The 23,868-nt window shown below is 38.8% G+C and carries 18 protein-coding genes; 3 read left to right on the top strand and 15 right to left on the bottom strand.

Features of this window, described 5'->3' with window-relative positions:
- Positions 1–357: 357 nt before the first annotated feature.
- The 4 genes from AC07UV_RS25080 to AC07UV_RS25065 all read right to left on the bottom strand — a co-directional run bounded on the left by AC07UV_RS25080 (position 358) and on the right by AC07UV_RS25065 (position 7,699).
- The gene (locus AC07UV_RS25080) at positions 358–1,104 is read right to left on the bottom strand and encodes a hypothetical protein (RefSeq protein ID WP_495185751.1); all 747 of its coding nucleotides are present in this window, start codon (positions 1,102–1,104) and stop codon (positions 358–360) included.
- Positions 1,105–1,122: 18 nt separating this feature from the next.
- Positions 1,123–2,817 carry a RagB/SusD family nutrient uptake outer membrane protein gene (locus AC07UV_RS25075; protein ID WP_495185750.1) on the bottom strand — a complete coding sequence of 565 codons (1,695 nt, stop codon included), beginning with the start codon at positions 2,815–2,817 and terminating at the stop codon, positions 1,123–1,125.
- Between the two features lie 12 nt (positions 2,818–2,829).
- Positions 2,830–6,315, bottom strand: coding sequence for a TonB-dependent receptor (locus AC07UV_RS25070; protein WP_495185749.1), 3,486 nt, complete (start codon positions 6,313–6,315; stop codon positions 2,830–2,832).
- Between the two features lie 196 nt (positions 6,316–6,511).
- Entirely contained in the window at positions 6,512–7,699 is a 1,188-nt protein-coding gene (locus AC07UV_RS25065; protein WP_495185748.1) for a FecR family protein, read from the bottom strand.
- Between the two features lie 455 nt (positions 7,700–8,154).
- On the opposite strand from AC07UV_RS25065, the gene AC07UV_RS25060 reads away from it, so the two are divergent.
- Positions 8,155–8,976, top strand: coding sequence for a UDP-2,3-diacylglucosamine diphosphatase (locus AC07UV_RS25060; RefSeq protein ID WP_120260579.1), 822 nt, complete (start codon positions 8,155–8,157; stop codon positions 8,974–8,976).
- Between the two features lie 80 nt (positions 8,977–9,056).
- Here the strand turns inward: AC07UV_RS25060 and AC07UV_RS25055 are convergent, their stop codons facing one another.
- Together AC07UV_RS25055 and AC07UV_RS25050 are read right to left on the bottom strand one after the other, a co-directional pair.
- Positions 9,057–9,740: a metal-dependent hydrolase gene (locus AC07UV_RS25055; RefSeq protein ID WP_282253412.1), complete on the bottom strand. Its 684-nt coding sequence runs from the start codon at positions 9,738–9,740 to the stop codon at positions 9,057–9,059.
- 10 nt (positions 9,741–9,750) lie between these two features.
- Positions 9,751–10,056 carry a YbaB/EbfC family nucleoid-associated protein gene (locus tag AC07UV_RS25050; protein ID WP_165308327.1) on the bottom strand — a complete coding sequence of 102 codons (306 nt, stop codon included), beginning with the start codon at positions 10,054–10,056 and terminating at the stop codon, positions 9,751–9,753.
- Between the two features lie 18 nt (positions 10,057–10,074).
- On the opposite strand from AC07UV_RS25050, the gene AC07UV_RS25045 reads away from it, so the two are divergent.
- On the top strand, positions 10,075–10,782 hold the full coding sequence (locus tag AC07UV_RS25045) for a substrate-binding domain-containing protein (RefSeq protein ID WP_282253411.1): 708 nt from the start codon (positions 10,075–10,077) through the stop codon (positions 10,780–10,782).
- Between the two features lie 89 nt (positions 10,783–10,871).
- Here AC07UV_RS25045 and AC07UV_RS25040 read toward each other — a convergent pair whose 3' ends face one another.
- Entirely contained in the window at positions 10,872–11,843 is a 972-nt protein-coding gene (locus AC07UV_RS25040) for a DUF8457 domain-containing protein (RefSeq protein WP_282253410.1), read from the bottom strand.
- 233 nt (positions 11,844–12,076) lie between these two features.
- Here AC07UV_RS25040 and AC07UV_RS25035 point away from each other — a divergent pair, with 233 nt between their 5' ends.
- Positions 12,077–12,667 (top strand): thymidine kinase, encoded by a 591-nt coding sequence (locus AC07UV_RS25035; RefSeq protein WP_282253409.1) that lies wholly within the window; start codon positions 12,077–12,079, stop codon positions 12,665–12,667.
- Positions 12,668–13,027: 360 nt separating this feature from the next.
- Here AC07UV_RS25035 and AC07UV_RS25030 read toward each other — a convergent pair whose 3' ends face one another.
- The 8 genes from AC07UV_RS25030 to ccoN all read right to left on the bottom strand — a co-directional run bounded on the left by AC07UV_RS25030 (position 13,028) and on the right by ccoN (position 23,155).
- Complete coding sequence (locus tag AC07UV_RS25030; protein ID WP_495185747.1) at positions 13,028–15,751, bottom strand: carboxypeptidase-like regulatory domain-containing protein; 2,724 nt, start codon at positions 15,749–15,751, stop codon at positions 13,028–13,030.
- 110 nt (positions 15,752–15,861) lie between these two features.
- On the bottom strand, positions 15,862–17,325 hold the full coding sequence (gene cls / locus AC07UV_RS25025) for a cardiolipin synthase (RefSeq protein ID WP_495185746.1): 1,464 nt from the start codon (positions 17,323–17,325) through the stop codon (positions 15,862–15,864).
- Positions 17,326–17,382: 57 nt separating this feature from the next.
- Positions 17,383–18,072: a sulfite exporter TauE/SafE family protein gene (locus AC07UV_RS25020; RefSeq protein WP_495185745.1), complete on the bottom strand. Its 690-nt coding sequence runs from the start codon at positions 18,070–18,072 to the stop codon at positions 17,383–17,385.
- Between the two features lie 9 nt (positions 18,073–18,081).
- On the bottom strand, positions 18,082–18,504 hold the full coding sequence (locus tag AC07UV_RS25015) for a FixH family protein (RefSeq protein ID WP_259180330.1): 423 nt from the start codon (positions 18,502–18,504) through the stop codon (positions 18,082–18,084).
- 12 nt (positions 18,505–18,516) lie between these two features.
- Positions 18,517–19,905: a cytochrome c oxidase accessory protein CcoG gene (gene ccoG, locus AC07UV_RS25010; RefSeq protein ID WP_495185744.1), complete on the bottom strand. Its 1,389-nt coding sequence runs from the start codon at positions 19,903–19,905 to the stop codon at positions 18,517–18,519.
- Between the two features lie 15 nt (positions 19,906–19,920).
- Positions 19,921–20,814, bottom strand: coding sequence for a cbb3-type cytochrome c oxidase N-terminal domain-containing protein (locus tag AC07UV_RS25005; RefSeq protein ID WP_495185743.1), 894 nt, complete (start codon positions 20,812–20,814; stop codon positions 19,921–19,923).
- Between the two features lie 3 nt (positions 20,815–20,817).
- On the bottom strand, positions 20,818–21,012 hold the full coding sequence (locus AC07UV_RS25000) for a hypothetical protein (protein ID WP_282253402.1): 195 nt from the start codon (positions 21,010–21,012) through the stop codon (positions 20,818–20,820).
- A 4-nt stretch (positions 21,013–21,016) separates the two neighbouring features.
- The gene (gene ccoN / locus AC07UV_RS24995) at positions 21,017–23,155 is read right to left on the bottom strand and encodes a cytochrome-c oxidase, cbb3-type subunit I (RefSeq protein WP_495185742.1); all 2,139 of its coding nucleotides are present in this window, start codon (positions 23,153–23,155) and stop codon (positions 21,017–21,019) included.
- Positions 23,156–23,868 lie beyond the last annotated feature (713 nt).

Genomic DNA, 23,868 nt, shown 5'->3' with positions numbered 1-23,868 from the left:
AACTGGTCAATATAAATTTAACACATAATTACCTAAGTTGAAAGAATTTTGTTCAATTTTAAAAAAAATCATTCGTTAATGATACTATACAAAGACTTCAATTGCAAAATAAAAAGGACCTTAGTTAAATTGTTATTTCGATTATCTATAAAAGCACGAAGCAATCTGATAATGATAAATCACAGATTGCTTCGTTCCTGTTGTTTAATATGTAACGCTATTAAATATGAACTAACTTTTCAGCTAGTCTTCAGTATGATGTACATTACTAATCAATTGCCCTAAAGACCCAAAAGTAAGCGGTCCCCCAAGCCTCAGTTCCAGGAGGTGCATAAGCCAAGACCAATTCCTTATCATTCAGAACGATAATATCAAATTCGTAAACAGCTTTCCCCCTTCATCTGGAGACTTCCCAACAAGAATGGCTACTCCACTGGTTCGAAACTTTCCTTGTCCCCATATTTTTCCTTCACCATCTTTTGTTTTCTGGTTCATATCAAAACTAAAGACCCCTACTTCTTTTGAACCGTTCGATCTTACCTTCGTAAAAATGGCATCATCCAAATTGAGTTCCATCTTTGCACCAATGCCAGCTCCTACTTCCTGTTCATCCATCTCTGCTTCTTTTAACGTCCACCATGCCGGTGCAAAGTTTCCCAAATATCCTCCATTACCCCATACAGCAGGTTTTGTTTCATCCCATTTCCATGTTCTTTTACTTCCTCCTGTTAACATTGTCCACTCGGGCGGAACAGGAAATGTTAGTTCATCAACCCGAACCGTCAAATTCTTTTGAACCTTGGTACCATCGGGATTGAGACCTACAAATCGAATGGTTCGCTCTCCTGTAGCAACCATCAAAACGGTATCTGATTTGCGTGTAGATCTCCCCGAACCATAGTTCCATAAGGATAGTACTGGACTTTTATTGTCTAGAATGACTTTATTGCTTCTCTTCCCGTTGACCATTAAAGGAATGGCGGTAATATCCAATTGGTCCGCCGTGATTGCAGGTCCCATCTCAAGGCGCTTTTCAATAGGCTCACAAGAAATAGTGAACGATAGCACGCATACCAGAAAAATATATTTTATAAGATTATTCATAGTTCAATATGTTAAGATTTACCATCCTGTAAATTCAGCCGCAGCTGTCCCCCAACCTTTATTCTGTGTCAAGACCCCGTCCGACAGTGTAATCTGTGAAACAGGTATCGGCCAGAACCCTCCAGTTTGCTCGTAACGAGCTCTATAGCCACCACCAAAAGCCTTCATTGGTACGTCGATCCCTTTATTCTTAATCGTTACCCCTTCTTGCTTCGCCAAATCCGCAGCTGCATCATGCCAGCGCATTAAGTCAAAATAACGTACGCCTTCAAAAGCCAGCTCCCATCTTCTTTCACGTTTCAGTGCTGCTAAAGAATATGAAATATCCTTTAACCCCGCTCTCCTTCGTACCCTGTTTAAATTCGTCGCATCTCCTTTCAACTCTGCGTGCATGAGCAACACGTCTGAAAAGCGGATCATGACCAAATCTTGGGTATGAGCCAATTGATATTCCGCCAAAGCTTTATCTAAAAGGATAGCATAAGATGGTACAAAGTTCTTCTTGTCATCATAAGCAGATACCGCAATATATTTTTTCTGCCACAGCCCAGTTTCTTCCATTTGATTGTCAGCCCCATAGGTATAATCTTCCAGATCAGTCTCTACATTAATGATGGAAGCCCACCTACGCATGTCCGTTGGTTCTGCTTGCGCCCAATCTTTCCATAATTCACTATTGACAGGTCCAGCACCCCATCCCTGCCCAAACGGAAAAGTACGCTCCGAACCATTACCCGTACGAAGTCCAAAATGAAGATTATACTGGTTCGAATAACCTTGTTGATATTCATCCCCCCAATCCACTACAGTTCCAAATTTAATCGCAAATACGGTTTCTATATTTCCATCTCCCACCCAGGCCAGTTTATTATCTTGTACGTACTTATAATCTCTTGCTGTCTCCTTATTGGTGTATGGCCATAAGTTTCTAAAATCGCCTACCAAATCGTGTCCACTGTTTTGAATACAGTTTTCAAGCATTTGAATCACTTGTACTTTTCCCACAATACCACCGGCAGCCAATGGCAAATCTGTTTTCTTATAGTATCCTGTATAAAACAAATATACACGGGCAAGCAATGCTTGTGCTGCCCATTTAGAGGCATGACCTGAGACTACTATATTAGATTTGGTTGCGGGCATAAGCTCAATAGCCTTCATCAAATCACTTGCAATCTGTCCGTAGGTCTGATCTGCTGGACTTCTGGGGATATTAGCCACCACAGAACTCAGGAGCAGGGGTACTTCACCAAACATCTGTGAAAGTTCGAAATAAAATAAGGCTCTTAAAAAATAAACCTCGCCGAGCAATTGATCCCTTTGCGCATCATTTGCCCAACCTGTCACCTTATCGAGTGTTTCAATAGCTGTATTCGCTCTATAAATCCCCGCATAGCGTGCAGTCCAAAATGGCAAAAAATAATCTGGGGCTGTATTCATGAGATGATCCAGTCCCTGCATATCCCGGTTATCTGCCCCACCCCCGCCAAAACGATCATCCGAAGCCAATTCCGACATATAAAAATGGGAACTTTCGACACTACTTACTCCCCTACTCAACCCATTATAGATTCCTGCCAACAGGATATTGGCATCCGCCACTGTTACCGGGAAGTTGTCTGTATTCTTTTTATCAAGGCTTTCTGAATCCAGAAATTTTCCACAGGACGAAAGCATTCCGGCAAACAAGCATATTAATATTGTCTTTTTCATATCTAACTAGAACTAAAATTTAAGGTTAAGACCAAGAAGTATTGTACGTGGTTGCGGATAAAAGCCTACATCAATGCCAGACACCCAGCTCTCTGCATCCCCATACCCAATTTCTGGATCCATACCACTATAGTTGGTGAATGTAACAAGGTTCTGCACCGTAGCATAAATTCGTGCCTGGCTAAATGGAGCTTTTTTCCAAAGGCTCTTAAAGTTATATCCCATGGTAATATTCTGGAGCTTCACAAAGTCTCCATTTTCAATATAGATATCTGAGATATTCTGAAAATTGCTATGTGATCCTGCCGTCAATCTCGGGTATCGATTTGATGTTCCCTCGCCATGCCAGCGTTGAAATACTTCAGTCGTATAATTCTGTAATGGAGAATCTGAAAAAGAACGATAAGATTTCGCTATTTGATGTCCAAATGATCCAATGGCTGCAACTGCCAGATCGAATCCCTTATAACCAAAAGTCAAGTTCAATCCACCAGTGAATTTTGGATGCGGGTTACCGATCATCACCTTATCATCGTCCGTAATCGCGCCATCACCATTCGTGTCTGTGAAGATCAGATCTCCGGGCTGCGCATTGGATAAGACACCACGTCCACTGTTTCGCAACGCGTCAATCTGTGCTTGATTCTGAAAAACTCCTTCTGTTTGATAGCCATAAAAATAACCTATAGGAAACCCTACTTGGGCACGGTACATCGGCAATGTCCCTTGACTTAAAACATCTGGTCGTCCATGAATAATTCCTTCCCTATTTGCGATGCGTACGACTTTATTTTTATTATAAGCACCATTAACACCTATACCATAGCGAAAATCTCCTTTTTGATCATTCCAATTGATCCCCAATTCAACCCCTGTATTGTTCACATCACCACCATTAATAAAAGGAGCCCCTGTACCATAGGACGCCAATATCGGCGCCCTGATGAGCCAATCTATTGTCGATTTTTTATACCAATCGAATACGATCGCTAAACGATTGTTCACAAAACGGGAATCAAACCCGAGATTCAACTGTTCAGAAGTTTCCCAGGTTACATCAGGATTGGGTAGAATATCTGGATATGCTCCCTTGATTAATGTATTTTTGTTATTTCCGAAATAATACCCGCCGAAATTATCAATGGCTATCGTTGATAAATATTGAAAATTGGGGATACTGGCATTTCCATTCTGTCCCCAACTACCTCTGATTTTCAAAAAATTCAACCAGCTATCCCGATTTTTTAAGAATTCTTCATTGGTCATTACCCATCCCAATGATGCCGAGGGAAAGTAGCCCCAGCGTTTACCTTTCGCAAAGTTTGAAGAGCCATCCGCACGCATTGTGAATGAGGCCATATAGGTCTCTTTAAAATTGTAATTTGCCCGTCCAAAAAAAGAGGCCAATGAACCTTGTCCCCAGGCGTTTCCCGACACAGGGAAGCCTTCGAGCAATTGCCCATTTCCGACCCATGCCTTATCCCATTGACCAGGAAAAATCGAGTTGGAAGATTGGGCTCCAACAGTTTCGCCCATACCCCATTTCTCCAGCGTTTGTCCAAGAACAACATCGAACTGATGATTATTCCGATAGTTCAGTTTATAGCTCAAGGTATTTTCCCAAACCCAATTGTGTCCCATACTTTGATTTTGATCGATATCATCTGTTGGATTCTCTGACGTAGTAGATAATTTGAAAACAGGAACATAAGACCTGTAGGATGAAGCATTTAATCGGTACCCAAAATTAGATTTAAAGATAAGTCCCTCTATCGGTTGGATTTCTAAATAGGTATTGGCAGATAGCGCATGTGATTTACTGAGATTATGCCCACGACGGTAGAACATGTCCGCAACCGGATTTAGTGTAGCGGCATCAAAATCCCATTTATCCGCGACTTTACTATTAAAATCATAATATCCACCGTTTTCATTATAAATTGGCAATAATGGATTACCAACCAGCATATTATGAACATCGTTCCAATAGATATTACCGATACCGATACCTGATTTTTTATTGAAGGGGTAGTTCACGTTCTCCCCGAACTTGATCACATTGAACCGATCATTTTTCAAGAAAATATGGTCCGAATTAAGACGGAAAGTATGACGATCGAGATGAGGTTCGACAGGTTTGCCCAATACACCGTCGCGTTTCGTGATGGAATAACCCAACGAAAATTTAGATTGCTCATTTCCACCCGTTAAATTCAATGAAGTGTTGTGCAATAGGGCGTTTTTGTTTTCAATTTCCTCCAGCCAGTTTGTACCATTCCATTTCCCGTCCATGATCTGCTGATATTGCTTCGGAATCAGATTTGCCCAATCGAAACCCGAACCACTTTCATTAAACCTTCGCTCATCTTGTATAAGCATATACTCTTTAGCGTTCAAGAGCGATGGCTTTCTATAAATGTTTTGGAATCCTGTATAACTATCCAAATTAAACATCATTTTACCTACTTTACCCTGTTTAGTAGTAATCAAGACCACACCATTTGCCGCTCTTGAGCCATAGATAGCAGCAGAGGCTGCATCCTTTAGAATATCGATGCTCTCTATATCTGAAGGATTCAATAAGTTGATATCGCCGCCAGCAATTCCGTCTATAACATACAAGGGGGAGGAATTGTTAATGGTCCCTAAGCCCCGAATAGTTACTTTAAAACTTTCACCGGGCATGCCAGAGTTTTGTGTAATCTGAACACCCGGAGATTGGCTCTGTAAAGCTTCCAAAATAGATGGTGTGCTTAATTTTTCCAAGTCTTCGCCTTTAACCTGCACAGTCGCTCCAGTGCTTAACTTCTTTTTCTGCGTACCATATCCTATGACCACGACTTCTTCCAGATCGTCAAAAGTTTCCTTCATGATTACATTGACAGACTGTTGATCCGTGACTTGTACCTCCTGTCCGAAAAAGCCAACAATAGAAAATTGCAAAATTAGTTTTGATCCCGAAACTGCTATCGAATAGTTACCTTCATTATTTGTCGCAACTCCTGTATTAGTACCTTTAACGCGTACAGAAACACCCACCAGGGGATTTCCACGTTCATCGGTTACCTTACCTTGAATAGTACGACTTTGCTGAATGTTTTCTGTTTTACGAACAGAAATACCTGAATCAGGTTTCTCCGCTCGTTGCAACACGATAGTACCATCACTGACCTCCCAGCTAATAGATTTGTTGACGAAGATAATGTTCAATGCTTTTTCTAAACTGACATTTTTGAGATCAGCATTGATCTTAGTATTTGCAATATCCTTTCCATTTAAAAGAAAAGGCAGGCCACTTTGCTTCTGAAGATTCTGCATCACCTCAATCAGCGGAGAATTTATGGCCTTAAGCGAAACGTTCTGCGCAAAACCTGTTGCAGAAAGCTTGAGGATACTCAGAACTGTAAATAGAATGGTTAATTTCATTTTTAATACCCATCTTTTAAGTTTAGGTCTGACAACAAGGTTGCCATAGTCATTTTTTTGTATAAAAATCATATTTTTGTACAATTAGGGTTACAAATTATTAAAGGGTTCAATTTTATCTAAGTGCTCTGATTTGTATATCCAAAAAATGGCCGGACAGTGTTGAGGGACATCTGTTCGGTTTTTTTTGAATATTGATCCAATTACGTTGGATATGGTCTTCTTATACTTTTCATCATGATTTATGTATTTGGTTAATTATTGATTACTAAGGCAAAATGATCAGTTTAGGATGACTACCCTTCAATTCGGCTTTAAACTTGACACCACTTTTCTCCAGCAACCGAAGCACCTCTACAAGTTTTTTATCACGCCCAATTTCACCATAAAGAAAGGTAGAAGGTACATGTTCTGGAAAAACGACCTCTATGTTGTACCATCTACTTATCGCTCGCATCACATCTGTCAATCCAGTTTCATAAAACAAAAACTTATCATTTTTCCAAGCGATAAAATGCTGTACATCTACATTCTTTTTGGCAATTCCTTTTTCCGACAATGTCGCTTGTTCATTTGGCCTCAGGGTCATACGACGGTTACCCGATACAATAGCTATGGCTCCGTTGACCAAGGTAGTAACGGTTCTCATGTCATCGCCATAAGCAGAGACATTAAATTCTGTTCCGGTGACCTCAATATTTTGATCTTGGGTTTGAACAATAAATTTTTTCTTTTTCCCATTTCTGATCATCCGATCTACCTCAAAATAGGCTTCTCCTTCCAAACGAACAACTCGCTCATCTTCCTGAAAAACTAAAGGATAGGTCAATTTTGAAGACGAATTCAACCAAACTTTTGTTCCATCAGGAAGAGTGACTTGGTATTTCCCTCCACAGGGCACAACAATATTGGCTGTAAGTTTCGCCAACTTTTCTTTATCTAGAGAAAAAAGGGGGGTACCATCATTATACGTTAAGTGTTGGTCTCCACTTATTCCATCCTTATCTGCTCTCAAACTTATTTTATGACCATCGGATAAGGTCAATTCAGCTTTATTTGTTCCCGGTTCAACATTTGCCAAATCAAATTGTTCGGATGGTGAGGCTCTGTCATTGACATAAAAGAATTGATAAGCAAGAAATGCCATTAGGATGGCTGCTGCATAACCAATCCATCTCAAACGAAATCTTTTGTTTTCCTTCCTTTGTCCTCGAAGTATTTTATCCGAAGTATTTTGTTTAAAATTCGATATCCAGCTATCTCCTAGCTGTTGCCTGAACTCCATGTATACCAACACATCGTCAAATACGTTATCACTGGCCAACACTTCTTTCAAAAACAGCTCATTATTAGGATCCTCTTGGGCCCACTTTCTAAGCTCTTTAGTTTCTTCGGAAGTGATGACCCCTTCAATCTGCTTCTTGATAAGAATGGCAACTTCTTGGGTAGTTTTCATTTAGTCTACAATGATTATTGTAAGCTAAAACGACGGAGTCGGAAAAACCTTAGTAACTTTTTTTAAAAATCAATCCACTTTTCCTAGAGTTAAGGAGAGGCAAGGGAAAACTAGTAAGATGACAGCGCATTTTGTCTATTATCGACCAACAACTAAAACTCAAAAAACAAAATAAACCACTCACTATCAACAATATAAAACACAAACACTCTCTCTCACAAGTATAAAAACGAGCTAATCAACAATACTTTTACAACAGAGAAATAATAACAAAACTTTAAACAAAAAAATGATCATACCATAGTTTTACACCTGAAAAATAAACCAATATTAAATTCTAATAAACTTATTCATACCGTTTTACGGGCAATTTTAATAATTTAATAACAGGAATTTCATCAGTACAAAATAAAATTACCTTTTTTTTGTAAAAAGAATATTTATAGTTTATTCCGATGAAAAGAAGCCTTGATATACTTGTACTCTCAGACATACACTTAGGTACATACGGAAGTAGAGCCAAAGAACTTTTACTTTACCTGGAATCCGTCGCACCCAAGATATTGATCCTCAACGGCGATATTGTAGATATTTGGCAATTTAAAAAAAGCTACTTTCCACAAGATCATTTAAAGGTCATTAAGAAGATTATCGATATGAGCTCAACCGGCACTGAAGTCCATTACATTACTGGTAATCACGACGAAATGCTACGCAAGTTTACTGATCTCAAATTAGGAAACATCAAACTGAGCAACAAGCTACTTCTTTCACTTAATAATCAAAAGGTATGGATCTTTCATGGCGATGTTTTCGACGCATCTATTCATCATTCAAAATGGTTGGCAAAACTTGGGGGTTGGGGTTATGATAAATTGATCCAGCTTAATAATGTGATCAATTATTGTCTGGATAAAATGGGAAAGGAGAAATACTCACTCTCAAAAAAAATAAAAAATTCTGTTAAAAAGGCCGTTAAGTATATTTCAGACTTCGAACATACAGCAACGGAGTTAGCTATTGAGAAAAACTATGATTTTGTAATCTGTGGCCACATTCATCAACCTCAAATAAAGGAAGTCATCACCCGAAAAGGCACATGCACTTATATGAATTCGGGTGATTGGATCGAAAATCTAAGCAGTTTAGAGTACAAAAACGGAGAGTGGAAGCTCTTTTATTTCGAAGAAAATAAGGAACAGATCCTTAAAAACAAAATCATCGACACCCCGCTTTTCAGTCTAGAGGATCTAAAGAAAATTGTCATATCATCCTAGACGAAAAAGCATAGTAATAATATATCTTAACAGAAACTATAGTAACAAAAAAGACCGAGCTAGCTCGGTCTTTTTATTGTTTATAATTCTATTGTCTCTCCTATTTTTGGAAGAGACAATGAAATGTCCTCATTCTGGAATTTGTCAAAGGCCTTTTGTTTGTCGATCTCAATTGGTGGAAATGAATCGTAGTGGATCCCAACCACACGGGCACAATTGATAAATTCCGCCGCTCTGATCGCATCATCCACATCCATTGTATAGTATCCACCAATAGGGAGAAAAGCCCAATCCAGCTTCAGATCAGCCAGCAGCTTCATTTCCATTGTCAATGCAGTATCACCAGCAAAATAGATCTTTTTCCCGTGTACATTAAAGACAAATCCAACTGGGAACCCACCATATTGGCCATCAGGCGTACTATTCGTATGAGCAGCATAAACCATCTTAACAGAGCCAAAAGGTAACTGTATTGTACCGCCAAGATTGAATTCAACAACTTTATCTTCTGGTACCCCTTGTCTTCTTACCCAAGCAGCTGTCTCAACGATGGCCAATACTGTCGCATTACTATTCTTTTGAATGGTAGCCATATCTGCGACATGATCTTGATGTCCGTGGCTCAAAAAGATGTAATCCGGTTTAATTGTATTTACATCAATTGCTTTCGCTAATGGATTATAAGTTACGAATGGGTCCAATAAAACCTTCGTTCCATTAAAATCAAACTCAACACAAGATTGACCGTAATAAGTTGCTTTCATAATCATGTATTTATTGATTAAATAATCCGCCTAAGCCTCCTAACATATCCTTACTCGCAGCTTGCATTTCAGCTTGACTGATATTCTCCGCTTGGATTATTGCTTTATTCAAAGCCACCACTAGCAATTCCTCTAATTCCTCTTTATCAGCATTGGACAAAAAGACAGGATCGATCGTAATCTCTTTAATCTCCTTGTTGGCTGTCGCCACCACACGTATCAAACCACCTTCAGCCTCACCGGATACCGAAATGGTATCTAGTCTTTTCTTGATTTCTTCTGCCTTTTGCTGTGCCTGAAATAATTTGTCAAACATATCTATAACATTTATTTGATGCCAATTTACAAAAATCCTCCAATACCTACTATTGCTAATTTACTTTCGCTAATGCTACCCTTTTTGTATTTTTGCAGCATGCAAAGCAATCAAGAAAAATTAGTTGCCCATTTTTTGGAACAACTAAATCTAAATAACACCTCTGTTCCACAGGAAATATCTGCTAGATTAATAGCAAAGCAATCAGAAATCATTAGCATTGAAGATGTGATTGCCTATATCAAGACGCTTGGGGAAGAATTAAATATCAAGGAAAATGTAATCGAGCTTATTGAGAAAGTAGAAGATGAGACCAGTATACTAATTCACAAGCTCAAATTTATAACTGCTAGCGACAGACCCAAAGTATTGGTTTTAGATCGAATTGATCCCCAGGAGATCAATCAGTCCGCCTATTTACAAGAATCCATAAAAATCGCAGGCGGAATCCCTACGACAGTTGCTTATGAAGCTGATAAAATAATTATAATTGACAGTGATGAAAGTGTATTTACTCATATTCCACTTTTATTAAATGATCCAGCAATTGCGCAATCAAAGGCGATCGAACTTGATCAGCTGTTTATTATGACAAAGCCAAATTTTGCCAGCATTCCAGGGTACGAATACCTAACAGAGTTGGAATCTTTGGCGGAGATCTTTCAACCAAAATATTTTGTTTATGGTCATGAAGGCAAAGAATGGTTGCAATTTCAATTGAAATAGAACTAAACAATAGTAATGGTCAGGCTATCACATAAAAAAGCATCTTTAAATTGATTAAAGATGCTTTTTTTCTTATTGAAAATAGTAAATTAACTATATCTTCTGCGTAATACCTCATATAATTTTTCAACGGTATGAGGTTTATCTGCCCATCTATTCTTAACCGCATAATTCGTTTGCAAAAATGCATCAGCTTCAGCATAACTGCTGAATCTATTCAGTAGTTCCACAGCTTCACTATAAGCCAAGCTATAACCATTAAATAAGTCTTTAATAAATAAAAGTTTATCATTCAAACTTATCCCGGTTTTGATATCCGTCAGTTTATCAGAACTTCCAGATTGATTCACTTGATATACCCTGTTCTGTACCCCTGCTTGTTTTTGCTGTGAAATAATCTCATTTAATGTAAGCGGTCTTGAAGGAACCTCCTCCACGACTGTATTGACTTCTTCACGGATAATACTCTCTGGAACTTCCTCAATGATAACCTCTTTTGGTTCTTCCACGACTTCAGTAACGACAACAGGTTCTTCATCTAAAAGATCTATTGTAGGCTCATCTACTTTATACTGTTTTTCTTCAATATGCTCGCCAACAGCTTCATTTGTTATATGATCAGCTTCGTCAGTTATTGCGGGTGAATAAGAAGCTGTTGATAAGTCATTGGTTTCCTGCATTTCCTCATTCGCTTCAACAGTATCTTCATTTATTTTTGTAGGTTCATCAGTGCGAACAACATCTTTCTCACCACGCTCTGGTTCCGCAATAGGTTGGCTGGATGCTCGTATCGAAGAAGGTGGAGTAAAATAGTCATTAAATGCTATTTTTCTACTTTCCATCACCGACTCTCTCAAGGTATTTTGAACTTGTCCGCCCTGTAGCACGGCATCTGTTTTGAGTAAAGTGATATAAGCCGCAACAGATTGTGCTTTAGCTTCCAAGTTCACTAGCTCACCTATTTCAGTAATAATGTTCCTTTCTGACAAAACCAAATACTGTGCATTCAAATCCTGTAATAAATCTCCTATCTTATTAAAAATTTCCTCTTTAGTACCCATAATTTTATTTGAAATCGCCTATTAATCGTTTATAATACCTATACATTCTCTAACCTAAAAAGTGGAAAACTCAATCCTTTGATTTATAAATATTTGAATCTGTATTCACTTTTTTGCTACTCAAATTTAATATTTAATTTCGATATTAGCGTTGTCAAAAACAGAATATAATAGGAGGTCTATTGACAAATAATTCCTTATTTGCCGGCTATCCAAAAAAATAATTTAATCAAATGCTTTTTTCCGAACATAATCTGACATTGCGACCAGCTCGATATGGAAGTATTGAAGTTATCTGTGGGTCAATGTTCTCTGGCAAGACCGAAGAGTTAATACGTAGGCTAAAACGGGCACAATATGCACGACTAAATGTTGAAATTTTCAAACCTTCCGTGGATAAACGATATGATGAAAAATTAGTCGTTTCCCATGATAGCAATAGTATCCCCTCCACCCCTGTCGAAAATTCATCTGCTATATTACTATTGAGTTCGGCCACCCAAGTTGTTGGAATAGATGAAGCGCAATTTTTTGATGACGGATTGACAGAAGTGTGTGTCAAATTGGCAAACAGTGGAATTCGTGTAATTATTGCAGGATTGGATATGGATTATAAGGGACAGCCTTTCGGCCCTATCCCTAGTTTGATGGCTGTAGCCGAACATGTCACCAAAGTCCATGCGGTTTGCATGCAATGCGGGACTCCAGCAAATTATTCATATCGCTTGACAAAAGATACCCAGACAGTACTTCTTGGCGAAAAAGATGCCTATGAGCCACGCTGTAGGCAATGTTATTATCATTTAAATCAACAAGGTATCTAATTCCAGCTCAGATAACTACAATTCCAGTCCTACATTGTGTGAGTTGTTCAGCTGGTTTGTATTTTCCTACACAATTGATTATCGATAGTCATCAAGTTAACATAGCTACATTTATAATATTTCTGTTAAAAATAACTGCCAAATAGACTAGGAATCTATTTGGCATAGGATTTGAAATATACTTTACAAATAAGAAGATAAACGCTTTCAAAAGCGACAAAATACTTTTCATAATTTAGGTTTATAATTGGTTAGTTTGCACCTCCTTGCCCATCAAGGAGGTGTTTTTTTATTTCATAAAAAAACGCTGCCCCTTTCACAAAAGAGCAGCGTTCCTATTAGATATTTTCCTTTATTTTGCTAAGGTTGTACGCGGTAATTAATCACCTTTCGACCTATATTTCCTGTTTGGTCCATTCCTTCTACAATCACTTTATAATTACCATTTCCATCAGCATTGTAGAATTGTATTGCTGTCTCCCCTGTTTCCGTTACCTGTACTTTCGGGTTCCAATAAATCGTAGTCCGCAGATCGTTGGCAGATTTTTGTTCAGGTGTGTTATACTTTGGCGTATAAAATTTACGCTCTTTAACATAACCTAAAGGGAACATATCTATGACATTCGATTTTGGCAACAATTTCTCAATTTCACTCAGGGCCATCCGAGGTTTCTTGGCCTCAACTTTCTTGGTGTAAATCGACACAACACCATTGTTTTGATACATTCTTGATACTGTTCCCAGTTCGTCACGTAAAAAGATTTCTATTCCCTCAATATCTGCAACGTTAATACTATTTAATCCAGGTTCGTCAATAGCCATACCGTTTAGAAAAAACTGAACTGGAGTACGCCCACCGGCATTGTAATCACGCGAAACATAATATTTCAACGTTTGTGGATCATAAGTAATGCCCGTCAAAACAGTTTGCAGACACATGGTCAATACGTTACACCCGGTCAAACGCTCGGCTTCGATACGATGTTCGGGCATAGATAAGCCAGAAATTGAAGGAAAATCCTTATTTGTGATTACCTTTTTCTGTACAGCTGTCACTTCTACTTCATCCAATAAGATAGATTTTCTATACTCTTTACGGCTATTATCCAAATAAGGAGCGAATGCCTGATCTATATTGGGAACGAAATAACTTTTATAACCATTATTTTTGTCTATTTCAGGATAATAACTCTGATCCATATTGATCACCAAACTACGGTAATTATCATTTGACCTTGCATTTACTGTCACTTTCGATGAATCCGGAAAAACAAGATCTTTAAATGTAAAACGACCGTTCTGATCGGTATATACATCTTTTTTAATATTCCGTGAAGGCACAGACAGCAACAACCCACCATTAGGATATGGGCGGCCTGTATTCATGCGTAAAATACCCGATAATTCTATCCCTTGCTCTGGGAGAAAACTGATCTGTGGTAACTTTTCGGAGATTAAAGCCGGGTAATCAAAACGGCGATATCCCTGAGTCATTAATAACGCATCCAACGCCTTTTCTCTATTCGGATTTTTTTCATCAAAATATGCATTTGGATTTTCGACATTCCCTTTCAACTCTGAAGTCAACAAAAAGTTGCTCACAATAGAAAGATCAGCTTGATCATTATAAGGAACTTTAGACTCGTCAATAACGGAAACAGAATAACTACCCGGATATTTCTGTCCATTATTATCAACTGAAAGCTTCAGGTTGACCAGGTCTTTCGCTTTATAACTTTGCTTATCACTTGCAACTTGAATATTAAGCAATTTCTCACTCTGCACAAATGCCAAACGTTCACTTAGAGGTTTGCCATCCGGGGTCAATAAAGTAACCTGGGCAATTCCATTTGGCAGACGTTCCTTTGGAATATTAACCAGCGCCGATGAAGATTTTAAATTTACCTGAGCTCCAAAACAAAGATGTCCATTGGACTGAACCAATACATAATAGGATTGTCCCTGATTTTTAGAAAAATTCTCTTCACTGGTCACTACAGCAAATTCAACATTCTTTTCATCCTGCTTAACAAACACAACATTTGCTTTATCATTAACAACAGACGGAAGCTTATATTTACGTTCCTGTCCATTATCAAATTTTATTGCTGCCTGATAGTTCTCTCCTGCCAAAGGCAATAAAGAGAAATAGCCCATACCCGATCCAAAATCTTCAAATTCTGCGACTGACTTTCCTTTAGAATCAAGGATTGTCCCTTTCACTTTCAAACTCTTGCCATCAGATCCAACAGCTTTAAAAGCAACTTTCTTGGCAAATCCAGCAATTAAGTCACCACCCTCCGGAAAAAACTGCACATCAGCATCCCACAAAGCATTTTTGAGCAGGAAAGAACTGGACAAAGGTTTTTCATTCTTATTTTCTTGGATACTAACCTTTAATTGTCCCTTCTCTAAATCAGCCTTCTCCTTTGCCGATAAACTGATCGTCACCTTTCCCATAGCGTCCGTTTCGCCTTTCCCCTTATCTACAGTTTCCCATCCAGCAACAAATTCCCAATTGATCTTAGAATTAATCATCGGTTTACCTGCACGATCCCTAAACTGTATTACCGCCTGACTTTTATTTCCGTTAAGATTATTCTGAAATTCTATATTGGTGATCAATTTTTTATTGATCACATCACCTATCGGAACTATTTTATTAAAAAAATAAGATGCGTCAAAGTTGGACATCCATTTTGTATACGCTCTGAAACGATAGTTGTCCTGTGTCATGAATTGCGGATCGAGGACCATCTGCCCATTTCCAACACCTTTATCCAGTGGGATTCTAAAAGTTTGGATCAGAGAATCTCGACTATTCAAAACTTCCACATAGGCTATTTTGCTTGGTTCATATTCTGGAAGGTTACGTGATAAATAGGAAGAAAACCATAACGTATCCCCTACCGCATAATAAGGTTTATCAAAATGCAGATGTACTTTTTCTGTTGGGTAGCCCTGAAAATATTTTTGAACCCGTTCTACGATTGTATTAATAGGTAATGTAGGTGCAGTCTGTGCATAGGTTGACCCGACTCCTAAAATCCCTATCGATAAAGTCAATAGTTTTATGTGCTTCATTGAAAGTCTTAGAATTAAAAAAAGAATAGCTAAATATATTCAATTTTAACCAAAGGCCAATCCTATTATGGTATTTTTAACATTTATTATACCTTCATTCCAGCAAACACTTAAAGTAAAGGTGCCAATAAACGGCAGATGGAATCCACCCCACGTTTCCATCGACTTCTCTGCATCCATTTACGAATTGTAATTAAATCCGAGGATTCAATATCTGCCAGAAATTGATTGTTCATACGTTCACAAAGCGCTTTATCAGAGACAATTCCCGATATCTCAAAATTGATATAAAAGCTTCTGATATCCAGGTTGGTCGTGCCAATATAGGCTAGTTTACCATCGATACAGATTGTTTTGGCATGGAGAAATCCTTTGGTATACAGGTATACATTTACTCCTCTTTCGAGTAGCGGCTTGATAAAGGAAAAGGAAGCATGCTGCACAAAAAAGGAATCAGATTGTGCAGGCAACATGAGATCAACTCGAACTCCAGAAGAAACAGCCAACATCAACGCAGTTGTTAATTGATCACTTGGAATAAAATAAGGCGTACACAATTGTACATATTCCTTTGCTTCATTGATCCCCGCTATAATTGCCTCCATATTGAATGGAGCGGGAGAACCGGGATCACTCGCTGTAAATCCGACACCACTTGCATCTTCATTTGTGATCGGGAATCTATTTAAATAGCCTTTACCCAGTTCAAATGATTCCGCATCCGTTTGGTTCCAACTGTTCCAGAACTGAATTTGTAAGGTATTTACGGCAGCACCAATGATCATCATCGCAGTATCGCGCCAATAAACATCATTTTTCCCATTGTTGATATAACGATCCGAAATATTGATTCCTCCAACAAAACCAATTTTTCCATCAATCACCGCAATCTTACGGTGATTTCGGTAGTTACTATTTGCCAATGAAGTAAAAGTAACTGGGAGAAAAGCTTCAAAAAGAAAATCGGGTTTATGACGACGCAAATATTTAATCACATCAGGTGCTCCAAAACTGTCTAGTATCAAACGTACCATCACCCCAGATTTTGCCTTTTCTTCCAAAATCCCCAATATTTCACGACCGATTTCATCCATTTCCCAGATATAGTACTCCATATGGATGGAATGCTTTGCATTTTTCAATTGCTGAATCAGTACCGGAAACTTTTCCTCGCCATTAATAAATAAGGTAACATCGTTATTCAGGGAGAATGTGGATATTTTCTGGTTTTTGAGGTACCGATAGACCATGGCTAAACTACCGATACGCTCGTTTAGGGTATCAATATGTTCCTCCATAATTTCCGATTCCTTACGCCAGGCGTCAAGCAATTTCTTTGATTGCTCTCGATACATCCGTTTCATCCTTTTTACCTTCTTGAATTTCTGCCCAAAGAAATAATAAATGAGCAAACCGATTACAGGTAGAAAGACAATCACCATAATCCAGGCAATCGTTTTGGCAGGATTACGGTTTTCGATCAAGATGGTACCGATGACACCAATATATAAAATGAGTAAGGGAATCCAGTAATATTGTAAAGCAATTTGTAAAATATGATGAAGTACCTCCATATGATGTGCTAAGTTTAATATCAAATATAATACTTAGCGCGGACAAATTGTTTACTGTTAAACACAGTTTATCGCTCCATCAATATGAATTAAAGGACTTAAATAGGGAATATCTAAGTTTGCACCTCGGAGTATAAACCAGATTCCCAGCAAAAAATATAACAAGGGAATCCATTTAGAAAAACCAATTTTGAAAGATCGGGAAAAGTTTCCCAAAAAGGAAAACAAAAACAAGAGCGGAATTGTCCCCAATCCGAAGCAAAGCATAAATAGGAAACTCTGCTGTGAGCTGTCTGCATTCATTGCCGACATTAAAGCCATATACACCATGCCACAGGGCAATAATCCGTTCAGTACCCCCGCGATAAAACTCCCTCCAGGTTTATATAACCATTTCGACAGAATCCTGGCAACAGGCTGCACGGAACGAGTCTGCAAACTGGCAATTGTACGATTGTTTTTCCCTATAAGCTGAACCACTGCAATCAGCACTAATATGACTCCCGTGATCCAGCTCAATGCACGTTGCCAGCCTTGGACTTGAGCAAATGTACCTATAGTTCCCAAAAGAAAACCTAGACTACCGTAAGTCAAAACCCTGCCTAACTGATAAAGTACTTTGTTTAGAAAAACAGCCCAGCTTAGTCCTTGCCTACCCTCAATTGCAAAAATTAGGGGACCACACATGACCGCACAATGTATGCTTCCAAATAAGCCCATAAAAAATGCAAAGTAGGTGTAACTCATTTTCTCGGTTTAAAATAAAATATGTTCCTCAAATAGAAAGTCCTTACCAGCGCTTTCCCAGTCAACATACAAATTCCACATTCCTTTATCGAATGAGGAAATAGGCAATGTAAACAGATTACCTGTTGTCTGAAATGGCAACTCCTTATCTAGCGTATTATCTGAAGGCTTACGGAACAAGAGCTTTCCCCTATTCACTTTGGAAACGAAATGGATATAAAGTGTATCTTTTCTAAGCTCTATAGTTGGCGTCTCTTTCATGTTCAGCACATTCTGTTTTTTTTCATAAGCCTGATCATAGTTCAAACCCTGTTCATAGTAATCATCTTCTTCCAAGCTGTCCGAGTTGTGGCTGACCATATACAATCCAGCCCCGACAATGCACAACATAAATACCGCCAAGCTCAAAAAAATTTTTGTACCCCAATTCATTATTTTTATTTTTTAATTCATGCCAGGAGGAGCAATGAAAGTAGTTTTTAGACTTTCCACCTTTTTGTCCCCTGAATAGATAGATAATTTGATATTACTTTTATACGTTTCGACGTCTTTGTTCGCGATAATTAGAAAAAAGCTTAAGGAGGCGTGCCCATCTTTACTGAGCTTTTGAATAGGATTGACCAGTTGAATCTTCAACCTCGGATCTTCACATATCAACCTAAAGGGCATTTCCTTCCCAGATTTGTTGATTAATTCCAGGGCGTAAAGATTACTTATTGTCTTATCGTCCCGAAGCTGGTACGTACTTCCTTTCGCCCGTAGCAAACGACCGTCAACCTGAGAGCGATTGAACAACAGAAAACCAAATACTGTCATCAACAGTACCAAGACAATAGAGTAAGCAACAGCACGGATATTACTTTTCTTCTTGAGCGTACCTTCAATTTCTCCCATCGGATAGAAACCGATCAGCTTTTTGGGTTTGCCGATTTTTTCCATGACAGCATCACAGGCATCAATACAGGCTGTACAGCTCACACACTCCAATTGCAAGCCATTACGAATATCAATCCCAGTCGGACAAACATGGACACAAAGCTTGCAGTCAACACAATCCCCTTGTGGAGCAGATGCATTTTTCTGTTGTTTTCCTCGTGGTTCACCACGCCTGTGATCATAGGCTACAGTGATACTTTGGTCATCCAAAAGAACACCTTGCAATCTTCCGTAAGGACAAATCGCGATACATACAATCTCCCTGAGATAAGCAAATACAGCATAAAAAACCAGCGTAAATAAGATGATTGAGATCAAACCACCTATATGCTGATCCAGTGGATCGCTAATGATTTTGATCAACGCATCCGAACCTATAATATAAGACAAAAAGATGTTCGATATAAAAAACGAAATGATCAAAAAGATGCCATGCTTCAACACTTTCTTTAACTGCTTTTGATCCGTGTTGGGACCTTCATTTAATTTCTTCTGTTGCTGCCAATCTCCTTCAATCCAATACTCTATCCTTCTAAAGATCAACTCGAGAAAAATCGTTTGTGGGCATGTCCATCCGCACCAAACTCGACCAAATACAACGGTAAATAGCACGACACAGACCATTACGATTAACATCCCAAACACAAAGATGTATAGATCCTGAGGATAGAAAAGGTTGCCAAAAATCGAAAATTTCCGCTCAATAATATTAAACATTAAGAACGGTTCACCATTTACCTTGATGAAAGGAGCTACAAATAAGAACAGTAGCAGTGTATAACCAACCCATTGTCTCTTTTTATAAAGTATACCCTGCGGTTTTTTGGCATAAATCCAATGTCTGTTTTTTGACTTAGATCCGCCATTATTGGCATTATTAACTACTACTGTACTCATTGCTATTTCAATTTATTATTCTGCTTTTTTATCTGCCTCAGCCCCATCATTTGCTTTCGCTCCATCTTCAGCTTTTCCGTAGGTTACCTCTTCCCCTTGCGGTTCTTTTGGATTGGCAGGATGTGTATCTCTCAGTGTAACAATGTAACTTGCCACCTGTGCAATTTGCGCCGGACTCAAGGTCTGTTCCCAAGGCACCATTCCTTTATCCGGAACACCATACTTAATTGTTTTGAAAAGATCTTTAATCTCCCCGCCATGCAACCAAAATTTATCCGTTAAGTTAGGTCCAATACCACCTTCCCCGTTTCCTCCATGACAGGCGACACAGTTTGCAGCGAATATTGCTTTCCCCTCAACAGCCATGTCTGGTTCAAATTCAACCGTATTTTCATCAACGTTGCTAGCAGAAGCAGCTAAATAAGCCTGTCTTTCTTTTTCTGCAACAACCATTTCATGTGCGTACTCCTGATCTTGATTCATACCGATCCCAGAGACCTGATAGATGAATAAGTAGACCACCCCAAAGAAGATTGTTCCATAGAACAAAAAATTAAACCAGATTGGAATGGGATTATCCAGTTCTCGGATACCATCGTATTCGTGATCGATGACAATGTCTTTTTCCTCAGAAATAGGCCTAATCCCCATGATCTTATTCCAAGATCGTTTCAACCATCCTTTATTGGCTAATTTCTTAAGTTCTTCCTCTTTGACCAATTCAGGCATCGTAATCTTAATGATGGATTTCATTGCGCGGTTGACCATCAATGCCGAGGCCAAAAGAGCCAACATCACGACAATCAATACAATAATTAAGATATCTGTGTATAAATTATCCGTACCAAAACCCCAGGTAGACTGAACAGCTTCTACCGTGGCAGGTGCGGTATCTAATAATAAACTCATATACTATATACTTTCAGGTGAATGATTCGTTTCCTTTTCAGTTTCCTCTTCCAAAGGCAATTCCTTCATGTAAGTCACATAGTCCTTTTTCATGCGAAACAACATAATTGCGACTGAGATAAAGAAAATCAGAAATATCCAAAGTGACACAATAAGGTAAAGCTCACTTCCGTTCAAATTTGTGATTTGTTTAAACATAGCACTATTGATTTACGTTAACATCCTCAGCCACTTCCGGAGCTGCTTTTATATCTGTTCCCAATCGTTGTAGATAAGCTATTACCGCTATAATTTCACGATCGGCTAACACATTGACTTGATTTTGTTTCAGATCATCCGCAATTTTCTGTGCTTGTTTGTTCAGATCCTGTTCTGCATTCGCTATTGCCACATCCGTATAGGGGATTCCCAATTTGCGAAGGGCTTTCATTTTATCTTTTAGAATCGTATTATCCAGCTTTTGGTCGATTAGCCAAGGATATGATGGCATAATACTTCCAGGAGAGGTAATGGTTGGATCTAAAAGATGATCAAAATGCCACTTATTAGGATATTTAGAGCCAATACGGTGCAAATCAGGTCCAGTTCGTTTCGATCCCCATAAGAATGGTGTATCGTAAACATATTCACCCGCCTTGCTATACTCGCCATAACGGGCAGTCTCCGATCTAAATGGCCGAATAGTCTGTGTATGACAATTCACACAACCTTCCCTTACATAGAGATCCCGACCTTGCAGTTCCAACGCTGTATAAGGCTTTACACTTGCGATTGTCGGTACGTTTTTTGAAATGGTAAATGTTGGAACCATTTCAACCATACCACCGATTAGAATTGCAATAAGTGCCAATACCATAAACAAAATGGGCTTACGTTCAAGACGGCGATGTTGAGATTGCTCATTGACCTGAACCGGTAATAAAGCAGGAGCTTCAGCAGGTTCATTTGCCAAAAGTTTCCCTTGCTTCATGGTCTTAATCAAGTTGAATGTCATCAAGAAAACCCCAGATAAGTATAGTGCCCCACCTAATGCTCTCATCATATGCATTGGTAAGATTTCCAATGTTGTTGCTAAGAAGTTCGGATACTTCAATACGCCTTCCGGTGTAAACTCTTTCCACATCAAGCCCTGCACAACTGCTGCCCAGTACATTGGAATCGCATAAAATAAAATCCCCAATGTACCAATCCAAAAGTGTGTCGATGCTAGCTTTTTAGAATATAATTCTGTTTTATAAATACTTGGGATCAACCAATAAAGGATACCGAAGGTCATAAATCCGTTCCATCCTAATGCTCCTACGTGTACATGTGCAACGATCCAATCTGTAAAGTGTGCGATCGCATTGACTTGCTTTAAAGACAGCATTGGACCTTCAAAGGTTGCCATACCATAACAGGTCAGTGCTACGACCATAAATTTCAGCATCGGTTCTGTCCGCACCTTGTCCCAGGCACCACGCAGCGTTAACAGCCCGTTTATCATACCACCCCAGCTTGGTGCAATCAACATAATCGAGAATACAACTCCTAAGGACTGTACCCAGCTTGGTAATGCTGTATATAACAAATGATGAGGTCCTGCCCAGATATAGATAAAGATCAGTGACCAAAAGTGCAGAATACTCAATTTATAGGAATAAACGGGACGGTTGGCCATTTTTGGCAAAAAATAATACATCATCCCCAGGTAAGGAGTCGTTAGGAAAAAGGCCACTGCATTATGGCCATACCACCATTGTACCAATGCATCCTGAACACCTTTGTATACATAATAGCTTTTCCATCCGGCTACAGGCAATTGAATGGAGTTAACGATATGCAAGACTGCTACAGTAACAAACGTAGCGATATAGAACCAAACTGCGACATACATGTGACGTTCGCGTCGTTTGATAATTGTGCCAAACATATTGATTCCAAATACAACCCAGATCAGGGTAATTGCAATATCAATTGGCCACTCCATTTCAGCATACTCATGGCTTGAGGTCAGCCCCAACGGAAGTGTGATAGCCGAAGCAACAATGATCAATTGCCAGCCCCAGAAATGAAGCTTACTCAGGACATCACTGAACATTCTTGCTTTAAGCACCCGCTGCAAGGAGTAATAGACCCCCATAAAAATACCGTTACCCACGAAAGCGAATATCACAGCGTTAGTATGTACTGGACGTACACGGCCAAATGTTGTGTATTGCAATCCGAAGTTCATTTGGGGCCAGACGAGTTGCGTTGCCACAAGCAATCCTATAGTCATACCAACTATCCCCCAAATAATGGTCGCGATTCCGAAATTTCTGACAATTCTATTGTCGTAATTAAATTGCTCTAACTGCATTACTTAAATTGTTGATTCTGAATCAAAAGTAAGCAGCATTCTATGACAATCTAATGATAGAGAGTGCGTACAAAAGTGATGTGCGTCACTTTGTTTTAATGGGGCAAATTATCGAATATCCGTTATGTAATAATTGATTTTAAGCCATTTAAATAATAAATATGAATAGGGCCGCGATTCAAGCTATGTATTTTGAGAGCAAAAGTGACCGTTGTCACTTTCATAGAAGAGATAGGTATATTTTCTTTTGATTAAGGCGACATTCAATAAGGTTATTTTCATCGTCTGGATGAGAACATCCAAAGGCTATCGACGCTGACCCAGTATATAAATGCCTTATAATTCTGAATAGCTCTTATCAAAAGCAGGAGGTCACTGGTATTTGCTATATAATCTGCTGCTCTACTTCTATTTAGGAAATATTCACATAATAGCAGGTATATTCAATTTAAGATCACTATGGTAAGAGCTGCAATAACATGAGGTAAGATACGGTCTTAGGCGGCAAGCAGGTATACACCGTCATGATAAGGACTGTCCTATAGCCGCATTTTCGCAGTGGATCCAATGCATCGTTTTCTGGAAAGTATATAAACGGAATAATAGCGCAATACTTTAGATCAGTACCCGGCAGAACCGTATTTTATAGTACAACTTCGGAGACTTATCTCTGTGTGGCTTTGTGGCGGTGCCATTGCTCTCTGGAACCTTTA

Source organism: Sphingobacterium sp. GW821-FHT03E03, from assembly GCF_059420745.1.
The sequence above is the reverse complement of the archived record's forward strand: the minus strand, read 5'-3'. Positions and strand labels throughout refer to the sequence as shown.

Excerpts from the sequence above, each read along its gene's own strand:
- AC07UV_RS25035 (WP_282253409.1), top strand. The coding sequence starts at position 12,077 with ATGCTTTTTTCCGAACATAATCTGACATTGCGACCAGCTCGATATGGA.
- cls (WP_495185746.1), bottom strand. The coding sequence starts at position 17,325 with ATGGAGGTACTTCATCATATTTTACAAATTGCTTTACAATATTACTGG.
- ccoG (WP_495185744.1), bottom strand. The coding sequence starts at position 19,905 with ATGAGTACAGTAGTAGTTAATAATGCCAATAATGGCGGATCTAAGTCA.
- AC07UV_RS25005 (WP_495185743.1), bottom strand. The coding sequence starts at position 20,814 with ATGAGTTTATTATTAGATACCGCACCTGCCACGGTAGAAGCTGTTCAG.
- ccoN (WP_495185742.1), bottom strand. The coding sequence starts at position 23,155 with ATGCAGTTAGAGCAATTTAATTACGACAATAGAATTGTCAGAAATTTC.
- AC07UV_RS25055 (WP_282253412.1), bottom strand. The coding sequence starts at position 9,740 with ATGAAAGCAACTTATTACGGTCAATCTTGTGTTGAGTTTGATTTTAAT.
- AC07UV_RS25080 (WP_495185751.1), bottom strand. The coding sequence starts at position 1,104 with ATGAATAATCTTATAAAATATATTTTTCTGGTATGCGTGCTATCGTTC.
- AC07UV_RS25070 (WP_495185749.1), bottom strand. The coding sequence starts at position 6,315 with ATGATTTTTATACAAAAAAATGACTATGGCAACCTTGTTGTCAGACCT.
- AC07UV_RS25040 (WP_282253410.1), bottom strand. The coding sequence starts at position 11,843 with ATGGGTACTAAAGAGGAAATTTTTAATAAGATAGGAGATTTATTACAG.
- AC07UV_RS25075 (WP_495185750.1), bottom strand. The coding sequence starts at position 2,817 with ATGAAAAAGACAATATTAATATGCTTGTTTGCCGGAATGCTTTCGTCC.
- AC07UV_RS25045 (WP_282253411.1), top strand. The coding sequence starts at position 10,075 with ATGCCAATTTACAAAAATCCTCCAATACCTACTATTGCTAATTTACTT.
- AC07UV_RS25060 (WP_120260579.1), top strand. The coding sequence starts at position 8,155 with ATGAAAAGAAGCCTTGATATACTTGTACTCTCAGACATACACTTAGGT.
- AC07UV_RS25030 (WP_495185747.1), bottom strand. The coding sequence starts at position 15,751 with ATGAAGCACATAAAACTATTGACTTTATCGATAGGGATTTTAGGAGTC.
- AC07UV_RS25065 (WP_495185748.1), bottom strand. The coding sequence starts at position 7,699 with ATGAAAACTACCCAAGAAGTTGCCATTCTTATCAAGAAGCAGATTGAA.
- AC07UV_RS25015 (WP_259180330.1), bottom strand. The coding sequence starts at position 18,504 with ATGAATTGGGGTACAAAAATTTTTTTGAGCTTGGCGGTATTTATGTTG.
- AC07UV_RS25050 (WP_165308327.1), bottom strand. The coding sequence starts at position 10,056 with ATGTTTGACAAATTATTTCAGGCACAGCAAAAGGCAGAAGAAATCAAG.
- AC07UV_RS25000 (WP_282253402.1), bottom strand. The coding sequence starts at position 21,012 with ATGTTTAAACAAATCACAAATTTGAACGGAAGTGAGCTTTACCTTATT.
- AC07UV_RS25020 (WP_495185745.1), bottom strand. The coding sequence starts at position 18,072 with ATGAGTTACACCTACTTTGCATTTTTTATGGGCTTATTTGGAAGCATA.